The 22,054-nt window shown below is 68.9% G+C and carries 20 protein-coding genes and 2 pseudogenes; 8 read left to right on the top strand and 14 right to left on the bottom strand.

What is annotated here, in order from left to right; translation table 11 throughout:
- Positions 1-5: 5 nt before the first annotated feature.
- Positions 6-614, bottom strand: coding sequence for an MBL fold metallo-hydrolase (locus HOV77_RS25080; RefSeq protein WP_290865725.1), 609 nt, complete (start codon positions 612-614; stop codon positions 6-8).
- A 221-nt stretch (positions 615-835) separates the two neighbouring features.
- Here HOV77_RS25080 and HOV77_RS25075 point away from each other — a divergent pair, with 221 nt between their 5' ends.
- The gene (locus HOV77_RS25075) at positions 836-1,060 is read left to right on the top strand and encodes a hypothetical protein (protein WP_290865723.1); all 225 of its coding nucleotides are present in this window, start codon (positions 836-838) and stop codon (positions 1,058-1,060) included.
- 17 nt (positions 1,061-1,077) lie between these two features.
- Here the strand turns inward: HOV77_RS25075 and HOV77_RS25070 are convergent, their stop codons facing one another.
- Positions 1,078-2,217: a low temperature requirement protein A gene (locus tag HOV77_RS25070; protein WP_290865721.1), complete on the bottom strand. Its 1,140-nt coding sequence runs from the start codon at positions 2,215-2,217 to the stop codon at positions 1,078-1,080.
- A 289-nt stretch (positions 2,218-2,506) separates the two neighbouring features.
- Between HOV77_RS25070 and HOV77_RS25065 the strand changes: the two genes are divergently transcribed.
- Together HOV77_RS25065 and HOV77_RS25060 are read left to right on the top strand one after the other, a co-directional pair.
- Positions 2,507-3,466 (top strand): helix-turn-helix domain-containing protein, encoded by a 960-nt coding sequence (locus HOV77_RS25065; protein WP_290865719.1) that lies wholly within the window; start codon positions 2,507-2,509, stop codon positions 3,464-3,466.
- Between the two features lie 372 nt (positions 3,467-3,838).
- Positions 3,839-4,351: a hypothetical protein gene (locus HOV77_RS25060; protein WP_290865717.1), complete on the top strand. Its 513-nt coding sequence runs from the start codon at positions 3,839-3,841 to the stop codon at positions 4,349-4,351.
- A 114-nt stretch (positions 4,352-4,465) separates the two neighbouring features.
- Here HOV77_RS25060 and HOV77_RS25055 read toward each other — a convergent pair whose 3' ends face one another.
- Both HOV77_RS25055 and HOV77_RS25050 read right to left on the bottom strand, forming a co-directional pair.
- A complete protein-coding gene (locus HOV77_RS25055; RefSeq protein ID WP_290865715.1) occupies positions 4,466-5,188 on the bottom strand; it encodes a class I SAM-dependent methyltransferase in 723 nt (240 codons plus the stop codon).
- Positions 5,185-5,562: a hypothetical protein gene (locus HOV77_RS25050; RefSeq protein WP_290865713.1), complete on the bottom strand. Its 378-nt coding sequence runs from the start codon at positions 5,560-5,562 to the stop codon at positions 5,185-5,187. Before HOV77_RS25050 ends, HOV77_RS25055 begins: the two co-directional genes overlap by 4 nt.
- 111 nt (positions 5,563-5,673) lie before the next feature.
- Here HOV77_RS25050 and HOV77_RS25045 point away from each other — a divergent pair, with 111 nt between their 5' ends.
- Positions 5,674-8,295: a LuxR family transcriptional regulator gene (locus HOV77_RS25045; protein WP_290865711.1), complete on the top strand. Its 2,622-nt coding sequence runs from the start codon at positions 5,674-5,676 to the stop codon at positions 8,293-8,295.
- A gap of 163 nt (positions 8,296-8,458) precedes the next feature.
- Positions 8,459-8,812, top strand: coding sequence for a hypothetical protein (locus HOV77_RS25040; protein ID WP_290865709.1), 354 nt, complete (start codon positions 8,459-8,461; stop codon positions 8,810-8,812).
- 57 nt (positions 8,813-8,869) lie between these two features.
- Here HOV77_RS25040 and HOV77_RS25035 read toward each other — a convergent pair.
- From HOV77_RS25035 to HOV77_RS25015, 5 genes and pseudogenes are all read right to left on the bottom strand, one after another.
- A pseudogene (locus HOV77_RS25035) lies at positions 8,870-9,322 on the bottom strand (NUDIX domain-containing protein); the annotation flags it as partial.
- 24 nt (positions 9,323-9,346) lie between these two features.
- Positions 9,347-10,204 (bottom strand): annotated as a pseudogene (locus HOV77_RS25030) (1-phosphofructokinase family hexose kinase); the annotation flags it as partial.
- A gap of 79 nt (positions 10,205-10,283) precedes the next feature.
- Positions 10,284-10,766, bottom strand: a complete 483-nt coding sequence (locus tag HOV77_RS25025) for a GNAT family N-acetyltransferase (protein WP_290865707.1) — start codon at positions 10,764-10,766, stop codon at positions 10,284-10,286.
- Positions 10,767-10,787: 21 nt separating this feature from the next.
- A complete protein-coding gene (locus HOV77_RS25020) occupies positions 10,788-11,378 on the bottom strand; it encodes a TetR/AcrR family transcriptional regulator (RefSeq protein ID WP_290865705.1) in 591 nt (196 codons plus the stop codon).
- Positions 11,379-11,392: 14 nt separating this feature from the next.
- Entirely contained in the window at positions 11,393-12,634 is a 1,242-nt protein-coding gene (locus tag HOV77_RS25015; protein ID WP_290865702.1) for an Ig-like domain-containing protein, read from the bottom strand.
- A 1,106-nt stretch (positions 12,635-13,740) separates the two neighbouring features.
- Here HOV77_RS25015 and HOV77_RS25010 point away from each other — a divergent pair.
- Positions 13,741-14,502: a helix-turn-helix transcriptional regulator gene (locus HOV77_RS25010; RefSeq protein ID WP_290865700.1), complete on the top strand. Its 762-nt coding sequence runs from the start codon at positions 13,741-13,743 to the stop codon at positions 14,500-14,502.
- Positions 14,499-15,323: a class I SAM-dependent methyltransferase gene (locus tag HOV77_RS25005; protein WP_290865698.1), complete on the top strand. Its 825-nt coding sequence runs from the start codon at positions 14,499-14,501 to the stop codon at positions 15,321-15,323. Before HOV77_RS25010 ends, HOV77_RS25005 begins: the two co-directional genes overlap by 4 nt.
- 3 nt (positions 15,324-15,326) lie before the next feature.
- On the opposite strand, the gene HOV77_RS25000 is transcribed toward HOV77_RS25005, so the two are convergent.
- The 3 genes from HOV77_RS25000 to HOV77_RS24990 are packed head-to-tail and all read right to left on the bottom strand — an operon-like array spanning position 15,327 to position 17,483.
- A complete protein-coding gene (locus HOV77_RS25000; RefSeq protein ID WP_290865696.1) occupies positions 15,327-16,349 on the bottom strand; it encodes a sugar kinase in 1,023 nt (340 codons plus the stop codon).
- The gene (gene eda / locus HOV77_RS24995; RefSeq protein WP_290865694.1) at positions 16,346-16,966 is read right to left on the bottom strand and encodes a bifunctional 4-hydroxy-2-oxoglutarate aldolase/2-dehydro-3-deoxy-phosphogluconate aldolase; all 621 of its coding nucleotides are present in this window, start codon (positions 16,964-16,966) and stop codon (positions 16,346-16,348) included. The genes HOV77_RS25000 and eda overlap by 4 nt, the downstream gene beginning before the upstream one ends.
- 13 nt (positions 16,967-16,979) lie before the next feature.
- The gene (locus HOV77_RS24990; protein WP_290865692.1) at positions 16,980-17,483 is read right to left on the bottom strand and encodes a CGNR zinc finger domain-containing protein; all 504 of its coding nucleotides are present in this window, start codon (positions 17,481-17,483) and stop codon (positions 16,980-16,982) included.
- A 37-nt stretch (positions 17,484-17,520) separates the two neighbouring features.
- Here HOV77_RS24990 and HOV77_RS24985 point away from each other — a divergent pair, with 37 nt between their 5' ends.
- Positions 17,521-18,186, top strand: a complete 666-nt coding sequence (locus HOV77_RS24985; RefSeq protein ID WP_290865690.1) for a hypothetical protein — start codon at positions 17,521-17,523, stop codon at positions 18,184-18,186.
- A 71-nt stretch (positions 18,187-18,257) separates the two neighbouring features.
- On the opposite strand, the gene HOV77_RS24980 is transcribed toward HOV77_RS24985, so the two are convergent.
- Positions 18,258-19,067, bottom strand: a complete 810-nt coding sequence (locus HOV77_RS24980) for an SWIM zinc finger family protein (protein WP_290865688.1) — start codon at positions 19,065-19,067, stop codon at positions 18,258-18,260.
- On the bottom strand, positions 19,064-22,021 hold the full coding sequence (locus HOV77_RS24975; protein ID WP_290865686.1) for a DEAD/DEAH box helicase: 2,958 nt from the start codon (positions 22,019-22,021) through the stop codon (positions 19,064-19,066). The genes HOV77_RS24980 and HOV77_RS24975 overlap by 4 nt, the downstream gene beginning before the upstream one ends.
- Positions 22,022-22,054: the final 33 nt, after the last annotated feature.

Raw genomic sequence — 22,054 nt, 5'->3', positions numbered from 1 at the left:
GAACCTCAGTGTGCCAAGGATTCGGGCAACCGCACGAACGGTTCGGACAAGTGCGGGGTGGCGAGGTTGCCCGCCGCGCCGAGCTTGCCGAACGCGGCCAGCCGGGACGTACGCGCCAACGCAGGATCCATCTCGTGTGCGTACTCGATGGTTGGTTGAAGCAGTTGTAGCGCGTGGACCAGTAGGTCGCCGGTGACCAGGAGCCGGTCGTGGACGAGCACGGACTGGTGACCGGGCGTGTGGCCCGGAGTGGCGATGACCTCGATGCCGGGCGCGAGCCGTGAGTCGCCGTCGAGCAGATCGAGCTGACCGGCGGCGGTGAGTTCGCCGGTGAAGGCGAAACGCGGCAGGTCGGCCGATTGCAGCAGGTAGCGCGCGTTGCGGAAGTAAGGCGTGCCCGCGGTGACCGCCCACCCGATGTGGTCGGTATGCACATGGGTGAGGACGACGGTCTCCACATCGTCCCGATCGATGCCCGCGGCCGCGAGTTCTTCCGGAAGCCGACCCGGGACCGGCGCCCAGGACGCCGAGGGCGCGTCGGCCGGGCCGATCCCCGCATCTACCAGCACGACTCGGCCGTCGGGCCGCCGCAGCGCGAAGCACCGGAACCGCAAGAACCACTGACCGTCCGCCGTACGCGCGCCCGGATCGAAGGCGTCGGCGGCGGCTCACTGCTCGGGCGTGGCGGTGAAGACCTCTTCCCGCGGTGAGAAGAACGGGCCGGACCCGTCCTCGAGCATGATGATCTCGATGTCACCGATGGTGATCGTGGGCGGCATCGGATGATCATGCCATTCGGGCGCATACGCCGCACGGTCGTGGGAACGTGAAGGACATGACCGTCGAAGAGATCGGCCACCTGCATCGCGCCCGGCAGGCCGCGAAGGAGTCGGCCAAGGCCGCCCGGCAGCTCGCGGAGTTCCTGGAGAACGCGTCCGCGGTGCCGGACACCGCCCAGCTCACCGAGTTCGTCACGTTGCTCGCCCGGGAGGAGGCGACCCGGGCCGAGCGCGATGAGGCGTGCGCGTCAGCCGGGTATCTGGCACCCAGCGTTGAATGAAACCCAGCGTCGAATAGTCACGTCAATCTTCGGACCGCCCAGGTCGTGATCACCGCCAGCACCGCGGTGATCAAGGCCATCAGCGGCACCGCCACCGGGGTCCAGGCCACCGCCACCACCAGCACCGCGGCCACCGGCGAGGCCGCGGCGGCGGGTCCGCGCACCAGTGGGCACACGTGCAACCACCAGACCGCGATCAGCCAAATAGCCAGGGGTACGCCGACAGCCAATCCCTTCTGCAGGTTGGTCACATGGGCGTGCCCGCCGAGCGCATCGCTGGACAGCGACAGCCCGGCGCCGATGGCGGCGGTCGAGGCGAAGATGAAGTAGTGGCCGTAGCCCCAGACGATCGCCGTACGCAGCGAGCGCAGCATGCGCTGGACGGTCTGGTCGAAGTAGAGCCACCACAGGCTGAAGACGAGCAGCAGTCCACTGCCGGCCAGTACAAGCAGGTCGGCGTCGACGCCGTGGCTCTCGTCGGCGGCGGTCTGGATCGCGATGGTGGCGGCCAGCACGGCCTCGCCGAGCACGATGAGGGTGAACAAGCCGTAGCGCTCGGCGATGTGCCCCGGATGCCACGTCGTCATCCGCGCCCGCTCGGCCCACACCGGGACCAGCAGTTCGCCGACGATCAGTCCCAGCCCGACATACAGGTATGCCGGTTGGTCGAGCAGCAGCCGCGCGACCCAGCCGATCTGCACGACGGTGATGCCGACGGCATACCTGATCGCCGTTGTGCGGTGTTCCGGATCAGCCTTGGCTGCCCGCAACCACTGCGTCACCATGGCCAGTCGCATGATCACGTAGCCGAGCGTGATGACCAGATAGTCCCCGGCGTACGCCCGGGGCACCCCGGCGGCGAGTGTGAGCGCACCGGCGATCTGCACCAGGGTGAGCAGGCGATAGGGATCGTCGTCGGTGTCGTACGCCGAGGCGAACCAGGTGAAGTTCATCCAGGCCCACCAGATCGCGAAGAACACGAAGAGGTAGTTGCCGACGGCGTGGCCGGCGTGCCAGTCGACCAGGTCGTGGTGCAGGACGCCGGCCGCCTGGGCGACGGCGACCACGAAACACAGGTCGAAGAAGAGTTCGAGGGGCGTGGCGGCCCGATGCGCCTCGTCGGCGCTCCGGGCCGTCATCCGGCGGCGGTAGATCACGCGCACATCATCGCGCGCGCCGCCCCGTTCGGGGCTGTGCCTGGGGACCGGGTCAGCGGGAAACTGGGTACCAGCGCTGGCCGTCCCGGCTGTCGGCCGTCCAGCCGGCGAGCCCGGCGATGGTGACGACGACCGTCGTGATCAGGACGAACAACATGACGAAAACCGTCCATTCGGTGAGGTGGGAACCCTTGTGACAACAATTCTCCCGCCTGAATGCTTCCGCATACAGTGGCCGGATTGACCGCCCACCTCGAAATCCTGCCACTATCGCGGTAGCCTGGGTCACATGCCGCTGCAGAAGGTCGCCGTGCTGGCCCTCGACCAGATCGCCGCCTTCGAACTGGGCACCATCTGCGAGGTCTTCGGCACCGATCGGACCGACGACGGCTTCCCGCCGTACGAGTTCCAGGTGTGCAGTGTGGACGGCGGCCCGGTGCGTACACGGTCGGGGTTCGAGCTGACCCCGCACGCCGACTTGACCCCGTTGGCGTACGCCGACCTCGTGGCGGTCCCGGCCCACCCGATCGACTCCGTCGTCCCCGAAGCCGCCGCAGCAGCCCTCCGCGACGCCCACGACCGGGGCGCGATCGTCCTGTCCGTCTGCTCGGGCGCGTTCCTGCTCGGCGAGGCCGGCCTCCTCGACGGACGAGCCTGCGCCACCCACTGGAAGTACGCCGACGAACTGCAACGGCGCTTCCCGCTGGCCGAAGTGGATCCCCGAGTCCTCTACGTCGACGACGGCAACCTACTCACGAGCGCAGGCACCGCCGCGGGCATCGACCTCTGCCTCCACCTCGTACGCCGGGAGCAGGGCACGGCACTCGCCACCAAACTGGCCCGCCGCATGGTCGTCCCACCGCACCGCGACGGCAGCCAGGCCCAGTTCGTCGACATCCCACTCCCCGAAGAACGCGACGCGCCGACGCTCAGCCCGCTGCTCCAGTGGATCTCCGAGAACCTCGGCCGTACGCACAGCGTGGAATCGCTGGCGGCCACGGTGTACATGGCACCGCGGACGTTCGCCCGGCGGTTCAAGGCCGAGACGGGCACCACGCCACACGACTGGCTCACCACCCAGCGGATCCTGCTCGCCCGCCAGGTCCTCGAACAGACCGACCTCGGGATCGACGCCGTCGCCGTCCGCTGCGGATTCGGCGACGCCGCCGCCATGCGGCACCATTTCGCCAAACGGCTCGGGACCACTCCTCAGGCGTACCGGGCGACCTTCCGCACCGTCGCCGCCTAGATCCTTCGCTTGCGCTGCGCTTCGTTGCGCCGCGCGTTCGTTGCGCCGCGCGTTATCCCGCGATAATGCGGTTATCCGCGCATTCTTAGCAGCGTTATCCCGGGATATCGCGCTCACTCATACCGCATATTCCATTGTGGAATGCGGCATCGCGCACATACCAGACCCAGGCGTGCTCACGCAAAGGCCATCTGGGTTGCCCCATGAGAGCAGAGAACACCACCGCCGAACAGAATCTCATTCTTGTCACCGAATGCGGGAGTGTGATTACACCGCGTGACACGTCCTGGTCTTACTGAACATTGAATTGACGTGGCAATCCGTCCCGAGTAGACCGTGCACGTGGCTTGTCACGTATTCGCGGACGAATCGGTGCGACGCTCGTATCTGCTCTGCGCGGTAAAGGTCGATCCGGCATCGCTGGACGCAACCCGGCGAGCACTCCGGCGGCTCTGCCTGCCTTCGCAACGGCGGCTGCATTTCGAGCGGGAGCAGGATGCGCGTCGACGGCACCTCCTGGACCAGATCACCAAGCTCAGGATTCAGGCCACGGTCTATCAGTGTGACGATCCGAACCAAATCGCCGCTCGGATGGGGTGTCTTCGGCAGTTGCTAGTCGACGAGTCGACTGCGATGACGCGGCTGGTGCTGGACGCGTGCGAAACCATGGATCACCGGGACCGACGGCTGATCTATCTGGCCGCCCGCGACATCGGCATGGCTCCGACGTTCACTTACGAGCATCTTCGGAGTTTCGAGGAGCCGTTGCTGTGGGTGTCGGATGCCGTCGCTTGGGCTGTTGGAGCAGGACGCTCATGGCATACGCGCGTCACTGACGTCGTCGCAGTGGTCGTCGAAGTGAAACCGGATTTCACAGTGAGATAGCACAAGCCGAGATAGCGCAAGACCCGGTTGCCCACCGTCCGGTGACCATCCGGGTCCACTTCCTTCGGCTAATGCCGTCAGCGTCTCAATGGTCTCGTAACGAAGGGTGGTGTGTCAAATGTGGCGGGCCAGGATCAGGGTGTTGTGGATCGTCATGTCGAGGCGATCGGCGTACGCGGTCGTGATCTCGCGCATCGCAGTCAGCTTCGCCCTCTGCTCGGCCTCCGGAAGCATGCGGTACCACGACGTCGTCTCGTGCAGCGCCACGAAGCGCTCCGGCGTCGCGGGGTCGATCCGGTCGAGGACGCGTACCTCGATGTCGGTGAGGTTCGTGTGATCGCGCAGTTCGTCGACACCCCAGCCCGAGATCGGCGGGCGAGGCTTGTCCGGGCCGAAGAGCGGCTCCATCGCCGCCTTGACGTCGGGGTCGGCGTAGGACGAACGCGCGGCGATGACGGCGAGCGTGCCACCGGGAGCCAGCGCCCGTTCGGCGTGCTGAGCGCGGACGACCGGGGTGAACCAATGCCAGGCCAGCGCCGCGTAGAGCAGCGACACTCCACCGGCCGGTGGCTGCCAGTCTTCGAACTTCGCCACCTCGATCGCGACCTCGGGCACTCGGTCGTCCAGGACGGCCGCCATCCGCGGATCGGGTTCGACGCAGGTGATCGGGAAGCCGCGTCCCGCGAACAAGACGGTCGCCTTGCCGGTGCCGGCACCCGCCTCGACGGCGCTTGAGATATCTCCTGCGTAGGCGAGGACAAGCTCCGCCAACTCCGCCGGGAGTTGCGGGCGTACTTCGTCGTAGAGATCGGCGACCTCACCGAATTGTGTGCTCACGCGCGCCTCCAGACGCCGGCGATCAAGAAGAACTCGATCAGGGTGACAAGGGACAGCCCGATGATCCACCAGGCGGCGAAGTCCGCGAAGACGGAGGCGATCGTCAGGCCGAGGCCTAGGCCGAAGCCCGCGCCGACGCCGAAGAGCGCGCCGCCCGGCAGTCGCGCCGCGGCGAGCCGGCTGAAGATCAGGTAGAGCAGCCAGAGGCCGCCCGGCGTCAGGAGCACGATGCCGGCGAGATCCAGAAGGGACGGCCCGTGGCCGGGCCCGAAGCGGATCACCTGCGGGCCTTCGAGCCCGGCCGGCAGCGCCAGTACGCCGATGCCGCAGACGACGAGAAGGAGCGCGACGACGATCTGACGGCGTACCGGCATGGACCCGATTATCGGTCAAGGTCGACACGCCGTGTTACCGCATTTGAACTGACCGGAATGTCCATACGAACGGACGAACCCAAGGATCTCTAATGTCGGTACTCTGCACCGGTGGGCGAACCGTGGCAATTTGTCGGTCGCCACGCTGAGCGCGACGCGGTGCTGAAATCGGTGACCGTGCAGACCCCGCGCGGCGTGGTCCTGAGTGGAGCCGCCGGCGTCGGCAAGAGTCGGCTGCTGCGCGAGGTGCTGAGCAAACTCGACCGTAACCGGTATCCGTATCTGGCGGCGGCCGCGACGGCGGCGACGGCGAACCTTCCGCTGGGCGCGTTCGCCGAGATCCTGCCACCCACCCCGCCCATGGGCGCGAACCCCACCCTGCTGCTGCGCTGGGCGCTCGACGCCATCCGCGCGCAGGGCGGCGACCACCCGACGATTCTCGTCGTCGACGACATCCACCTGCTCGATCCGCTGGGCGCCACCGTCGTGCTGTACGCGTGCCGCAGCGGAGCGGCCACCCTGATCGCGACCCACCGCTCGGAGACTCCGGTGCCCGAGGCGATCAGCACCCTCTGGAAGGACGACCTCGTCGACCGGATGGAGGTCAAGGCGCTCGACGAGCAGCAGACGACCGAGCTGCTCGGCACGGTGTTGCAGGGCCCGGTGCAGCAGGCGAGCGCGACTCGGCTGTGGCAGATCACCGAGGGCAACGCACTGCTGCTGCGCGAGGTGCTCACGAGTCTGGAGGGCACCGCCGAGCTGAGTCAGGAGCACGGCAGCTGGACGTGGAGCGGCAAGCTGCCCACCGACCCCGCGCTCAACCAGCTCGTCGACGAACGCATCGGCCGCCTCGAAGAACCCGTACGCAAAGTACTGGAACTGGTGGCGCTCGGTGAGCCGATCGGCCTGAGCCTGATCCAGCGCGAGTGCGGCGAGGGCCCGGTCGCCGAGGCCGAGGATTCGCTGCTGATCCGGATTCTGGAGGACGGCAAGCGCCAGAACGTACGCCTCACCCACCCGATCTACGGCGAGGTGCTGCGGCAGAGCATCAGCGTGACCCGGGCGCACAAACGGCGGGCGCAGCTCGCCGAGCTGATCGAGTCGACGGGTGCCCGGCGTCGGCAGGACTTGCTGCGAGTGGCCGTACTGCGGCTCGACAGCCGGACCGCGACCGACCCGATGCAACTGCTGCGAGCCGCCGGGCTGGCCTTCGCCGACCTGGACACACGGCTGGCCGCCCGGCTCGCCGAGGCCGCCAGCAACGCCGGCGCGGGCTTCTCGGCCCAGGAGTTGTTCGCGACCGCCGTCGGGCTCAACGGCGATCCGCAGAAGGCCCTCGAGCTGCTGGACGAGGCGGCGCAGGAGCATACGAGCGACTGGGAGGTGGCCCGGATCGCGGTCGCCCGCAGCGTGCAGCAGATGACGGCGATCGACGACTCCGACCCGCTCGCCGTCCTCGACACGGCCATCGAACGGGTCACCGACCCGACGACGCGCGCCTGGATCCGGGCGCACATCGCGCCCGAGCGGATGTTCTACGGGTTCTACGAGGATCTCGACAAACTGCTGGCCGACATCAACGCCGACCCGTACTCGTCGGCGGCGGCCAAGCAGTTCGCGGTGACACTGCAACTGGCGATGCGCGCCTGGCGCGGCGAACCGGTGATGGCGCTGCGTACCGTCGCGCCGATGGAGCGGAGCAGTCTCGCCCTGATCCCGGAGATGCCGTACCTGAGCAACTCGATCCAGTACACGCTCGGCCAGGCCTCGCTGCTCGCCGGGGACGTCACCCACATCCAGGGTGCGCTGGACCAGCCAGGTTCCACCGCGGTGCAGTTCTTCCCGGTGCTCGAAGGCCAGCAGGTGCTCAACCGGGCCCAGGCGTTGCGGTTGCTCGGCAACACCCGGCAGGCGCAGCGACTCGCCCAGGGCGCGCTCGCTCATCTGCACACCGGTGGCCGGATCTTCCTGCCCGCCGTCTACGCCGAGCTGGCGCAGTGCGCCGCGGTCAACGGTGACGGCGCAGCCGAGGACTACCTCGCCGAGGCGGAGCGGACGCTGACTCGCGCCCGGCAGAACCACCTGCCGTGGGTGGGACTGGCCCGCGTACAGGTCGACGCGAGTGCCGGCCGCATGGAGGCGGCCCGGGCGGCGGCCGACGATCTCATCGGGGACTTGCGCCGCAACGGTTTCTCCGCGCTCGAAGTGCTGGCGCTGCACACGCTGACCCGGGCCGGGCTCGCCGACTCCGACATCGGCGACCGGATGGCCGAACTGGCGTCCAAGGTGGAGGGTCCGCTGGCCCAGGCCGCCGCGCGCCACACGCACGCCCTGCTCACCGGCGACGTCACGGAGCTCAAGTCGGTCGTGGAGGAATACGGCCGGCTGCGGCTCATGCTCTACGCGACCGAGGCGGCGGCTCAGGCGTACCAGATCAAACCCAGCGACGCGATCGCCTTCCGCCTCGCGGACCTGCTGGCCCACTGTGAGGGCGTCCAGACGCCCGCGCTCAGCCTGGGCATGGCCGCGCTCACCGAGCGCGAGCTGGAGATCGCGGAGATGGCGGCCAAGGGCATGTCCAGCCGCGCGATCGCCGATCAGCTCGTGGTCTCGCACCGCACTCCGGACAATCATTTGTTCAAGGTGTACGCGAAACTGGGCATCGCCGGCCGCACGGAACTTCCGGCGCGGCTGCGGCTCTACAAGGCACTGCATACTCAGCGGGGGAACTGACCCTACGCGACCGTGTTCGCGTGGTCACTCAGTACCGCGTTGGTGATCGCACAGCTCTGCAATTTGCACGTTGGCAGTGGCATGCTTCTCGTGCCGGCCGTCCGGTGCCCTCACCGGCCTTGACGGCCGGTCCACTTTCTCCCCACCCGAGAAGAGGACCGGCATGTCCTTACGCCTCCAGCGGTGCTTCGCCCAGACCCTCGGGGTCGGTGCTCTGTTCTGGCAGGCGGCCTCGGGGACGAGTTCGGCGGCGATCTGGATGATGATCATGACGCTGGACGAGTACGGCGTCGAGCAGCAAGCCGACTACTGGCGGCGCATTCTCGCGCAGGACCCGGCGACCACCTTCGACCTGGCGGCTGAGCTGGCTGCGGTTGGGGCGTACCGGCCCGCGTTGCACTGGGCGGCTCAGGCGCGCACCGTCGGGCACCCGGAGGCGGCCGCCCTTTGCTCCGACATCAAGCGACGGTTGGCCGGCGTTCCCTTTGAGGGCGCGCGCTCGCGTTATGCGGGGTAGCGCGGCTATTTCGTCGGCCGAAGCAGCGTTATCTCGGGATAACGCACCCCGGCGAAGCTAAGAGCGCGGGCGAAGCTCGTCCGGAGCGAGCCGGCGTACGACGTAAAGTAGCTGCGGCGGCTCAAGGCGGCCGGACAGCGACCCCAGCTCCGACCAGTGCACCCAAGCCTGCTCGACCAGGGAGGTCTGCTCGCCCGGGGTGAGCTTGGCGGGCTTCACCGGCGGCTGCGAACCCGGGAAACGGGCCAGGTAGAAGGGTTCCACGCCGACCCAGCGGCGGCCTTTCCACTGGCAGTCCCGGTGCACGGCGACGTTCTCCGGGCGGATCTGGTCGGGGTCCAGACCGGTCTCCTCGACGAGTTCGCGGCGGGCGGCGGCGTACGGCTCCTCGCCTTCCTCGACTCCGCCGCCGGGCGGCTCCCACAGGTGGTCGCCGGTGACCGGATCACGCCAGTGCTGCAGCAGGATGCGGCCGCTGTCGTCGAGGCAGATGATCCGAACCGCCTCGCGATGTGCGAGCTCCTCTACCCGTACGGCGTCGCGGAAACGCTGGTAGGACGGCTCGTCGATGTGCCCGGCGACGGGCGAGGCGACCGCTGCGGCCGACACCGCGACCGCGTCCGCCACCACGTCACGCCAGCCGATTCCGGCCGCCAGCCCGCGGGCGATCGCGGCGACACAGGAGTCACCGGCTCCGGTCGGATTGCCGAAGACCCGCTCGGGCGGCAACGCTCGCCAGGTGCCCTGGGCGGTCACGGCTTCCATGCCGTCCTCGCCCCGGGAGGCGACGACGGCCTTGGCTCCCTGCGCGAGCAGCTCCCGCGGAGTGCTGTCGCCGAGTTCGTCGCGGTTGGGCTTCACGACGTCCGGTCCAGCGGCGATGCCCAGGGTCAGCGCCTCCCCTTCGGCGTCGAGCACGCTGATCACCCCGGCCTCCCGGGCGAGCGCGACGAGTTGCGCGTACGCGTCGACGGGTACGCCTTGCGGCAGCGAGCCGGACAACGTGACGACCTTGACGCCGGGCAGCAGGGACGCGAAGTGCGTCCGGAACTGCTCCCATTCGGCGGCGCTCACCTCGGGACCCGGTTCCCAGAACCCGGTGGCGTCCTGCGCGTCGACGATGGCGACCGTACGCCGCGTCTCCCCCGCGACCGGCCAGAACGAATGCTCCACGCCGTCGAGCAGTTCGGTGATCCGAGCGCCGGTCGCCCCACCGAGCAGCCCGGTGGCGAGCACCGGCTGACCCAGTTGCGCGAGGACGCGGGCGACGTTGAGCCCCTTGCCGCCGGGGCGCTCGGCGACTTCGCGTACGCGGTGCGAGGTGTGCGGCCGCATCGCTTCGACTCGATAGGTGATGTCGAGCGCCGGGTTCAGGGTCACCGCCAGGATCATGCGGTCATCCTGCCGGATCGATAGGCGTGAAGACAGCCCCGGTCCAGCCGGAACGCGTGCCGATCACAGGCTGAGCCGACTAGAGATCGCGCGTGTAGACCTGACCGACGAGGTGACGGCCGAAGGAGTCGTGCTCCTCGGACTCGACCAGCGCGAAGCCCTCGGCCAAGTAGATCTTGCGGGCGGCGACCAGCGGATCGTTGGTCCACAGCATCATCCGGGTGTAGCCGGCCGACCGGGCGAACTCGATGCACCTCCGGACCAGCCGCTGTCCCACTCCCCGACCACGGGCGATCGGGTCGACGAGCAGGATGCGGAGCTGTGCGGTCTGCTCGTCTTTGCGTACGCAGAAGACGCATCCGGCGCGCCGGCCGTCGACCTCGGCGATCCACGCGTTCTCCCGGGCGGGGTCGCGCTTCTCGGCGTAATCGGCCACGATGCGCGCCACCAGCGCCTCGAAACTCACGTCCCAGCCGAATTCCTCGGCGTAGATCTCGCCATGGCGCTGCACGACCCAGCCCAGGTCGCCGGGTCGGTCCAGGTCGCGGATCAGCTCGCTCATGCCTTGAGTGAAACACTCGTTTCAGTCTGCTGTCAACGCCGTGCCGTCCAGGCCGTGCAGAAACATCTCGATCGCCATATCGGTACGCCGAGAGTCGCCGGTCGCCAGCCGATCCAGGAGTAGTCCGCGCAACGTCGCCAGCAGCAGAGTCGCCGCCACCTCCGGGTCTGCGCCGGGCATCAGACGTTCGGCGACCGGGCGCAGCTGCGGGAGCCACTCGGCGACACTGGCCGCGCCGTAGCCTTCCCACGCCCCCGGTTCGGCCCGCAACGACAGCGCGTAGCTCTCGAAGAACAGCCGCTCGACGTGGGCGTTGTCCGGGTCGGTCAGCCACTGCCAGAGCCGGTCCACCGCCGACTCCCCAACGGAATCCTCCGTCGCGGGATCGATCAGCTCCGCTTGCACCAGGCTGACCTGTTCACGGCGACTGTGCGCCACCACTTCGCGTACAAGTTGATCTTTGCTTGTGAAGAAGTAGAGCAAGACCCGCGGACTGGACCCGACCGCGGCGGCCAGGGGACGCAGCGACATGTCCGCCAGGCCGTGAGCGCGCGAGTAGTCGACCAGCTTGGCCAGCAGTTCCGCACGCCGTGCGCTGTCGTCGCCTGTCATGCGACGACGGTAATCTACGACTCCGGCAGCATCTTGGACCAGGCGACGTCCCAGACGGCGCCGGCGCTGTCACCGATGAGCTGCGGACGGCCGGTGCCCTTGACGATGACCGGGTCGCCGAGCCGGAAGTTGTCGTAGAACCACTGGGCGTTGCCGGTCGAGATGTTGATGCAGCCGTGCGAGACGTTCTGCTTGCCCTGCGCCCACACGCTCCACGGCGCGGCGTGCACGAACTCGCCGCTGTAGGAGATGCGGCAGCAGAGCTTGATCAGATCGTCGTAGTAGTTGGGGTTGTTGGGATCGGTGACGCCGTAACTGGCCGACGTCATCCGGTGCTCCGGCTCCCGCGACATCACGACGTGTGTGCCCGAGCGGGTCGGGAACAGCACCTTGCCGCCGTCGGCAGTGGTGACGTAGCCGCTCTTGCCCATGCTGATGGGGATGTTCTTGACGAGTACGCCGTCGACGGTGACCCGCATGTAGTGCGTGGCGTTGTCGGCGGTCGCGATCCGAGCCGGCCCGATGTTGAACGAGATCGACTCGTTCTCGCCCCCGTAGACGTTCTTGCCCAGATGTACGCCGTGCAGCTTGGCATCGACCGACACCTTGGTGCCCTTGGTCCAGAACTTCTCGGGACGGTAGTGCGCGGTGCGGTTGTCGACCCAGTACCACCGGCCCTCGACCTGCGGCTCGCTGGTCACCTTGATCGCCGCCAGCGCCGCCTTCTTGTCCGTGGGGGCCTTGCTGAACTTCACGATGACGACCTGGCCGACGCCGTAGGTGCCGCCGTTCTTCATCCCGGTCATGGCGTTGGCCTGGAAGGTTATGCTCGCCGTGCCGGACGGCTTCAACGTCGTGAACGTCGCCGTCTGCTCCAGCGGCTTGCCCGCCGAGTCGACGCCGCTCGCCGTCACCTGATACGTCTTGCCGAACTGCAGCGCCGACGTGCTCCGCCAAGTGGTCTTCTCGGCGTCGAGCTCACCGGCGACCGCCTTGCCGCCGGTCGTCACCGAGACCGTCTGGAGCGTCGCATTGACAGCCGTCACCACGACGGGCTCATTCGGCGCGACGCTGGCTCCCGGCGCGGGCGCGATCGTCAGCGTCGGCGCGTTCGGATCATCATCGGCGGCGGGCGAGGTGCTCGGCGAAGCGCTCGGCCCGCTCCAGGCGACATCCTTCGAGTCGTCCTTGCAAGCGGCAAGCAGAGTGCCCGCCGCGGCAGTCGCGGCGGTGGCGAAAATCGTGCGGCGGCGCATGTCGGATCGTTTCCTCCCGCGGTGAGGGTACTCAAGGAGAGACGCTTCGCGACACCCCGTGGATGCCTTCCGGGCGGCTTGGAGATCTTCCTGGCCGGACGGCGGATGGTCGGCTGACCGAACCGCCAGTACGCGGCCCGCTCCTGCGGCGCTCCCGGCCGCACTCCGCGTCGGGGCTACGCGTCGGGCTTACGCGTCGGGCTCGCGCGCTGGGCTTACGCGGCGGGCTTACGCGTCGGGCTTACGCGTCGGGCTTACGCGGCGGGCTTACGCGGCGGCACGGCAAGATCGAGTTCCCCTCGTCAGCGCTCGGCGGCCGATTCCGGAGATCAAATTCCCGTTATCAGCGCTCAGGCCCCGGTTTTGCGCTGGCCATGGGAACTTGATCTCCGATTCGAGCCGTGAATCGCTGACGGAGGGCACTGGATCAAGCCGAGCCTGCCGCCCGGGCGACACGGACGGGCGACGCGCCGCCGTGACACGGATGGGCGACGCGTCCGCTATGGACCCCGCTCGCTATCGAGCCCGCTCGCACTGGATCCCGCTCGCTCCGGACCCGCTCGCGCTGGATCCCGCGCGCGATATCCGGGGATAACGCGGCCTCGTGCGCTCCGATAACCGCGATATCCCGGGATCCTGCGCAGAAACCAGCGGAACCAGCGCGCGGAAACCAGCAGAACCGGCCCGCGGAACCAGCGGAACCAGCGCGCAGAAACCAGCAGAACCGGCCCGCGGAACCAGCGGAACCAGCGCGCAGAAACCAGCAGAACCGGCCCGCAGAACCAGCGGAACCAGCGCGCAGAACCGAGCAGAAACCAGCGGAACCACCGAGGGCGATCATGCCGCAATGTCCCACCACTAGTAGCGCCCACCAATGCGCAATAGTGCGCTCCAATAGCGCGCACTACCGCATTGCGAAGCCGCCGATGTCTCCTCATAAGACAGTGCGGTCCAACACGGCATCGAACCAGGTAGACCCCCGAAAAACGCCGGTTTTGCAGGTTCGGATCCATGCGGTAAAAACCATGTCGGGGATTTTGTTGCAGTGCCCGTTTGGACATTGATATAACCGCGTGGTGGATTTGGACGGATGGCGGGGAGGACCCATGCGAAACGAACGACTGCGCGAGGCCATTCGGGCGAGCGGACTGGCGATCACGGAGCTCGGCGGCGCCGTCGGCGTGAACGGCAAGACGGCGCAGCGGTGGGTCTACGAAGGACGCACGCCCCGCCGCAAGACGGCCGACCGGGTTTCCCGGCGGCTGGGCGTACCGGTCGACTGGTTGTGGCCGACCATCAGCGGGCCCGACAACGGACCCGAGAACCAACCGCGAGACTTCGTCCGGCTTTACGCGCATCGGGCCGAAGCACCCCGCCAGCTCTGGCACGAGCTGATGCGTGGGGCGAAGTCGACCATCGACATCCTCTGCGTCACCGGGCTGTTCCTGGCAGAGGACAATCCCAGCGTCGACGACCTCCTGGCGCGCAAGGCCGGGGACGGCGTACCGATCCGGCTGGCGATGGCGCACCCGACCAGTCCGGCGCTGCGCCGCCGGGCGATGGAACAGCGGCTCGTCGGAGCACTCGCCGCCCGGGCCCGGGCGGCGATCTCCTACTACGAACCCCTGGCGGCGATCCCAGGGGCGCAACTGCGGACCTACACCCTCACCGCGTACTCGTCGATCTTCCGGTTCGACGACGACCTCCTGGTCAGCCACCATCTCTACGGTGTGCAAAGCTTCCTCGACCCGCTGATGCACCTGCGGCGGGAGACCGAAGGCGGCATGTTCGACCTGATGACGACCACCTTCGAACGGTTCTGGCTGGACGCGCAGCCGACCGGACAGGATGAGGAGCGCCTGCCATGACCGATCTCGCGGCGATCGCCCGCCGGCAATACGCCAGCCTGGATCCGCTTGCCGTGCGGATTCGCACGCACCAGCGGTACAGCGCCCGGCCGGACGACGTCGACGCGGCGGTCCGGGCGGCGGTCGGCCTCAGTCCCGCCGACGACCTGCTCGACGTCGGCTGCGGCACCGGCGCCTTCCTGCTGAAGCTGGCCGGGGAGGGACACCTCGGCCAGCTCATCGGGCTCGACGCGGCGCCTGCGGCAGTGACCTCACTCGCCGCGACGCCTGGGGTCACCGCGGTGGAGGGCGACGCTCAGCGGCTGCCCTTCGACGACGCGACGTTCGACGTGGTCACCGCGCGCCACATGCTCTACCACGTGCCCGATCCGCTGCTCGCGCTCCGCGAGGCCCACCGGGTGCTGCGGCCCGGCGGTCGGTTTGCGGCCGTGGTCAACTTCGAGACCACCACGCCCATTCTGATGGGGCTGCTTCAGACCTCGGTCGGCGCGCACGGCTTCGCTCGGCCGCGGCCGAGCGGCGAGGTCGGCCGGGGTCCGCGCATGGCCAGCGTCCACGACGGCAATCTCCCCACGCTGGTCCAGCAGATCTTCGGGTACGCACAACCGCACCGCCACGCCAACGAGCTGGTCTTCCCCGATCCCGGGCCGATGATCGACTACGCCGTCTCGTCTTTGACGGGCTGGGGAGTGGCCGATGACGACCCTCGTCGGGACGACGTGATCGCGACCCTGACCGAGAACGCGGCGGCCTTGTTCGCCGACGGCGGTCCGGTACGCGACCCGAAGGGCTACGTGATCGTCACCGCCACCAAGGTGTGACTCCTATCGGCTGACGTCCGCCACCGCAGTCGTGGCGAGCGCCGCCACCTCGGCCAACGTGGCCATCGAGGTGTCGCCGGGAGTGGTCATGGCGAGCGCCCCGTGCGCGACGCCGTACTCCACGGCGAGGCTCAGATCGAGTCCGGTCAGCAGCCCGTAGATGAGACCGGAGGCGAAGCCGTCGCCGCCGCCGATGCGGTCGAGGACGGCGAGACCTTCCCGCAGCCGCGATTCGGCGAACTCGCCGTCCCGCCAGGCGATCGCACCCCAGTCGTGGACGTTCGTCGAGTGAACACGGCGCAGCGTGGTCGCCACGACGCGGAGCCCTGGTAACTCCTTGACCAGGTCTTCCACCTGACCGGGGAAGGTCGCTGCTGAGACCGGTGCTTCGGTGGGGAGGCCGAAGAGCACGTCGACCCCGGCCGACAGCAGACGGCGGTTGACCTCCTGGGCCCGTTCGCGGCCGCCTCGGCCGTGCCACAGGCTGGCCCGATAGTTCAGGTCGTAGGAAACGGTCGCGCCGTGCCGGTGGGCCGCGTCGATCGCCGCCTCGATGAGATCCGGCGTGGTATCGGACAACCCGGCGAGGATGCCGCCGGTGTGCAGCCAGCGTACGCCGCAGCCGAAGAGCGCTTCCCAGTCCACATCGGAGGGACGAAGCCGGGCGATGGCGGTGTGCCCTCGGTCGGAGACGCCCAGCGGGGCGCGTACGCCGAACCCGCGCTCGACGAAGTTGAGCCCGTTGCGCACCTCGCGGCCGATCCCGTCGTAGGGCAGCCACCGCACGAAGGAGGTGTCGACGCCGCCGGCCAGTATGAGGTCTTCGATTAGGCGGCCGACCTCGTTGTCGGCCAATGCCGTGACGACCCCCGTACGCAGTCCGAAGCACCGGCGCAGGGCGCGCGCGACGTTGTACTCCCCGCCGCCTTCCCACACGGCGAAGCTGCGCGCTGTGCGTACGCGTCCCTCGCCGGGGTCCAGCCGCAGCATGACCTCCCCGAGGGCGACGACGTCCAAGCCGGTCATCGGGCGGCCAGTTCGAGGGCGGCGGCCGAGCGCCGGGTGATCTCCGCGAAGTCACGCCGAGCGAGCAGGTCGGACGCGGCCACCCAGGACGCCCCGACCGCGAGCACAGCCGGTTCAGCCAGATAACCGGCGAGATTGGCGAGCGAGACGCCACCAGTCGGCACGAACTTCACCTGGCCGAACGGTCCGGACAGCGCCCGGATGCCGGCCGGGCCGCCGAGCTGCTCGGCGGGGAAGAACTTGACCGTCGTGATCCCGGCCGCGAGCGCCGTCTGCAGCTCCGTCGCGGTCGCGATCCCCGGAATCACCGGTACGCCGACCTCCCGGCAGCGGTCCACCACCGCGGCCGAGAACCCGGGACTGAGGACGTACTTCGCTCCGGCGTCGACAGCGGCGTCCACCTGATCGGCAGTGAGGACGGTGCCCGCCCCGACGAGCAGGTCACTTTTCTCCGCCAGGCTCGCGATGGCGGCGAGGGCAGCCGGCGTACGCAGCGTGATCTCGATCGTCCGGATGCCGCCGGCCCACAACGCCTGACCGAGGTCGAGGGCGAGCCTGGCGTCGGGCAACGCCACGACCGGAATGATCCGTGTTCCGCCTAGCTGAACGTCGTTCACGCCAGCGAAACTACTACACGCGATTCCGCGCGCGATAGGCCGCGACCGTCGTCCGGCTGGCGCAGGTGTTCGAGCAGAACCGCCGAGTCCGGTTCTTCGACTGGTCGACGAAGAAGTTCTCACAGCCCTCGGCCGCGCAGCGGCCCAGCGTCAGGCCGGGATCGCCGGTCGCGACGTGCGCCAGGGCGGCCCCCACGGTCTGCCCGATCCAGCGAACCGGCTCGTCACCGTTGCGCGCGAAATGGATGTGCGGATGATCGGCGCCGTCGTGATCGGACAGATGCATGCGCGGCGGATACCGCCGGAGCAGCGTGTCGACCGCTTCCACCGGTACGCCGTCCACGATCTGGCCGAGCGCCTCCCGGATGAGTTTGAGCACCGGCTCCACCTCGGCCGCATCCGGCGCGGCGACCTCGTGCTCCGTGAGCATCTCCTGGTCCCCCGGGACCGTGGCAGGCGTGTTGACCAGGCCCACCGCGAACCGGGTTACGTTGCCCAAGTAGTCGACGTATTCCACTTGACCACCTACATCGCTGATCCCTATCGTAGGTCCCATGGTAGCAAAAGACCCCTACATCACCGCGCTGCACCGGCTCGGCCACTTCGCCGAGGCGCAGGACCGGGCCGTCGAGCTGGGCGAAGCCGCCGAAGTCCAAGCGGAGCTGCTGATCGACCGGTTCTTCTGGCAAGGCGAGGAACACGACGCGGCGCAGTACGCGGTAGACGCCCTCGAACCGGCGTCGACGACTGGCCGATACTTGACCGCCCGTCATGCGTACAGCCGCTTGTTGTTCGATCACGACGTGCGGCCGGACGACCAGGCCGTGGTACGCGTGGGCTTCGAGGCGGCCGCCGCGGATCCGCAGCTGGCCGGTTGGGGCGAGTTCTACCTGGGGGTTTTCGCGGACAACATCCTGGAAGATCCGATCGCCGCGAAGGCGCATTTCGACCGGGCGGCGACCCACGACGACCCGCTGGTGAAGTCCTATGTGGTGCGTCATCTGTCGATCCACGAACCGGAGCGGGCTGAGGAGCACCTCCGGCACTCCCTTTACCTGCGCGCCACGCTCGGCTACCGGCCGCAGACTGCCGCGGCGATGCTCGCGCTGGCCGACGGGCTGCCCGAGGGGGCCGAGCGGGACCACCTTCGCGCGGCGGCGCTCGTCACCGCTCGCGAGCTCAAGCTCTCGTGGCTGCTCGGCGCCCTCACCGAAGCGTGAAGCGCATGATCAGCGGAGCGTTCGGGTTATAAGCACCGCAAGACTTCCGCTGATCATGCGAGCCACCACGATCATCCAGGCCACACGATGCGGCCGACCGAAGCGGGCGGAGTGCCCAGCTGCCGCGACAGCGGAAGGTCCGGCAGCCCGACGGGCGGAGCCGACGGCAGGGGAACCGGCGGCGACCACCACCGCGACACCGGCACCTCCTGCGACGGCGACGACGGCGACGGCGACGAGAGCGAGCCGAGCGCCGCCGCCGTCCCCACGACCGGCGCGGCCATCCCGGAACCGCGTTGCAGCTGCAACGCGTCGAGCAGGTCGGCGCGCGTACGCCCACGCCACAGCAGCAGGGTGAACGGGTCCTCGTCGAACCGCTCGGCGAGCAGGTAACACGCAGCGGCGATGTGTTTGCACGGCCAGCCCCAGTCGGGGCAGGAGCACTCCATCGACACTTCGGTGGCCCGGGTCGGGAAGAGCGGCGCGCCTTCGGCGGCGAACAGGTCGACGAGTTCGTGCGGCACTTGCCCGGCCAGCAGGTGCGCTGCGAACAGCGCCTGCGAGGCGAGGCGCTGCTCCAGGACCGACCAAGTCGCGGCGTCGAGCGGCGGGAACCCGAGCACGACGGCGTACGGGGTCGCGCGGGAACCCTGCACGGACGCGGTCACCAGGCCGGGGGCGACGTCGAGCGAAAGTACTTGCCCGGCTCGGGCGTACGACCGGCCCCGGGTCAGCCGACCCTTGTCGGCGAACGACTCCAGCGCTCCGATGAACGCCTTCGACCACCAGGTGTCGCCGATCGCGCCCTTCGTCGACCGCGCCTTGATGCCGCCTGCCACCTTGCGCGGACGGCCGAACTCGTTCCACTTCGGAGCGGTCATTCCACCACCGCCGATTTGTCGAGGGCGAACAGGTTCCGCAGGTCGTCGGTGCTCAACTCGGTGATCCAGCCTTCGCCGGTGCCGACGATGCGGTCGGCCAGTTCGCGCTTGTCGGCCAGCATCGCTGAGATACGCTCCTCCACCGTGCCCGCGCAGACGAATTTGCGTACCTGGACGTTGCGTTTCTGCCCGATGCGGAACGCGCGGTCGGTCGCCTGGTCCTCGACCGCCGGATTCCACCAGCGGTCCACGTGGATGACGTGATTGGCCGCGGTCAGGGTCAGACCGGTGCCGCCCGCCTTCAACGAGAGCACGAAGATCGGCGGCCCATCGTCCGACTGACTGCGCTTATGGTCCAAGGCGTGACCGCCTTGGAACCTCGCCACCATGTCGTCGCGGTCGGCCTTCGCGACGCCGCCGTGGAGGAACAACACTTCCCGCCCGAACCGCCCGGTCAGGTACGCCTGCAACGCCCCGCCGAACTCGGCGTACTGGGAGAACAGGAGCGCCTTCTCCCCCGCCGCGAGCACTTCTTCGAGGATCTCCTCCAGCCGGGCGAGCTTCCCGGATCGCCCGGCCAGCCGCGAACCGTCGCGCAACAGCTGCGCGGGGTGGTTGCACACCTGCTTGAGTTTGGTCATCGTGGCCAGCACGAGGCCCTTGCGCTCGATCCCCTCCGCACCCTCGATCGCCGCGATCGCATCGTCCACAATGGCCTGATAGAGGGTCGCCTGTTCCGCCGTCAGGTTGCAGACCACCTCCATCTCCAGCTTCTCCGGGAGATCCGAGATGATCGACTTGTCGGTCTTCAGCCGCCGCAACACGAACGGCTGAGTCAGCCGCCGCAGCCGCTCGGCCGCCTGCTGATCACCGTGCCGCTGAATCGGCTCGGCGTAGGCGCGCTTGAACTCCGAGGCCGGTCCGAGCAGCCCCGGATTGGCGAACTCCATGATCGCCCAGAGGTCCGCGAGGCGGTTCTCCACCGGCGTACCGGTCACGGCGATCTTGTGCCGCGCCGGCAACGACCGGATCGCCACCGCCTGTCGCGTCGCCGCGTTCTTGATCGCCTGCGCCTCGTCGACCACGACCCGATGCCACTGGATCTTGCTCAGCGCCGCTGCGTCGCGCGCCGCGAGGGCATAGGTCGTCACAACCAGGTCCGCTTCCCGCACGGCCCGCACGAAACGCTCGCCTTGCGCCCGTTCAGCTCCGTGATGCACGTGTACGCGTAAAGCAGGAGCGAATTTGGCGGCTTCTCGTTCCCAGTTCCCGACCAGCGACATGGGACACACGAGCAACGTGGGCCCGGAGCCGGACGGGTCGTTGAGCATCACCGCCAGCATCGTCGCGGTCTTGCCGAGACCCATGTCGTCTGCGAGTACGGCACCAAGCCCGAATCGCTCCAAGAACGACATCCATGACAGCCCGCGCTGCTGGTACGGCCGCAGTGCGCCGACGAATCGCGACGGCTGCTCAAGTTGACTGATCTTCTCGCCGTCCAGCAGTCCGCGTACCCAACCGGAAGCCTGAACCTCGACCACCGGTAACCCGGCGGACGCCGCCGGAGCGCCCGTGAGCAGGTCGAGCACGCTCATCTGGCCCTTGGTCGCCATGAGCGCGAGGCCGGCGGCGAGCCGTTTGGCATCGAGCTCGACCCATTGCCCCCGTACGCGCACGAGCGGCGCCTTGACCTTGGCCAGGCGCTTGAGCTCGGCTTCGGTGAGGGTGTGGTCGCCGAGGGCGAGTTGCCACTCGTAGTCGATCATGGCGTCGAGCCCGAGCGTGGTGCTGTTGGCGACGGTCGCGGGCGCGGTCGGCGACTTGGCGTTGAGCCGGGCGCCGATGCGGGCCGCCGTCTTGCCCCACCACTTGGGCAGCAGTACGCCGAACCCGGCCCCGGCCAGCAGCGGAGCCGAGTCGCGGAGGAACGTGTGCGCCTCGGCGGTGTCGAGTGGCAGGTCGGCCGGGCGGGCTTCGGCGAGCGCGCGATCGAGGTGCGGCCAGAGCCGGGCCGCCCGGCCGAGCTCGGCCAGGAACGTCTCTTGTGGAGCATCGAGGTAGCGGGCCAGCGCCTTGTGGCCGCGCTGCGACTCCCAGATGTCGGCGGCCGGGACGACGAGGCTCGGTTCGTCGGCGGCTTGCAGCGACAGCTCCACCCGCCACGGATCGTCGTCGGCCTCCGGGTCCAGCGGTTCGACCAGGCGGAAGAAGGCGCGGACCGAGCCGGCCGCCGCGTCTCGCGTCCACTGGTCGAGGTCGCTGCGCAGCCGCGCGAGCTGCACCGGTTCGGCGGTGAAGGTGCGGCGCGTCCCCGTCAACGCGGCGGGCCAAGTGTCCCCGTCCTGCGGCGGAAGCGTGGCGCGCGCTGCGGCGTCGGCCAACGCGTCGAGCGCCTGCGCGAAGACTTCCTCGGCCGGGCGGAGTTCCCCCGTCTCCGACGTACGCCCGACGGGTGGCATCGCATGCAACAGCGCTTGCGCCCAATGCCGGTCTTCGCCGGTGAGCACCGGCCGCCACAGCGCGAGCGGGGCGTCGTCGGTCCCGCCGACGGCTGGGACGACGCGTCCGCGGGCGACGAGGTCGACGGCGTACCGGGCGACTTCGGCGAGGTGGCGGAGCGTTCCGCCGAATTCGGTCCCGCCGGCCTCGTCCGGTGGGGTCAGCAGGAACAGCAGCGCCTCGTCGACGTCGAGGTCGATGACCGGAACCCGCCACGGCGCGAGTTTCAGGGTGCGATGAGCCGGGGCGTCCTCGCGGAACAACTCCGGGGACTCCAACGGCCGCCCACCGGCACTGGGCAGCAGGAACGTCGCCTCGCCGGGCTTACCGGGGACGTCCGGAGCGACGGCGTACGGGTGGATCTTGCGGCTCTTGCCGGACGCGGGCAGGGCCGAATCCTCGGCCCAGAGGGCGAGCCCGCCGATGGCACGCCACACCCCGTGCATCACCAGCATCCGCCAACCCCCAACCGCAGCCCCCAACGCGCC

Source organism: Hamadaea sp. (assembly GCF_013362815.1).
GTDB lineage: Bacteria > Actinomycetota > Actinomycetes > Mycobacteriales > Micromonosporaceae > Hamadaea.
The sequence above is the reverse complement of the archived record's forward strand: the minus strand, read 5'-3'. Positions and strand labels throughout refer to the sequence as shown.